This is a genomic window from Stenotrophomonas sp. GQ19 (genome assembly GCF_059758695.1).
In genome coordinates this window covers 1-321 of sequence record NZ_JCAXES010000026.1, presented here as the reverse complement: position 1 = coordinate 321, position 321 = coordinate 1, and the positions used below count along the sequence as shown (strand labels likewise).

Sequence of the window (321 nt, the reverse complement as noted above, 5' to 3'; positions counted from 1 at the left end):
TGACCCGTCCTGAATTGAGTTGACACCTTTTCCCACAGGAAGAGGAATGTTCAATGGATTCAACACTCAGGCGCAGCCAGCGGGATTACTCGCTGGCCTTCAAATTGTCGGTGGTCGACCAGGTCGAGCGCGGGGAACTGACCTACAAAAAGGCCCAGGAGCGATACGGTATCCAAGGACGGAGCACCGTGCTTGGCTGGCTTCGCCGACATGGTCGGCAGGACTGGTCGGGTGGTGCATCATCTGCCCCCATGACCACTTCACCCAAAAGCGGGGCGGCCAAGCCGCTGACGCCGGAACAACAGATCAAGGCCTTGCAGA

Annotated in this window: 1 pseudogene; it reads left to right on the top strand. The window is 58.6% G+C overall.

The features are described from left to right. Positions 1 to 53 precede the first annotated feature (53 nt). Positions 54 to 321: pseudogene (locus tag AC6CHL_RS20775) on the top strand (IS3 family transposase); the annotation flags it as partial.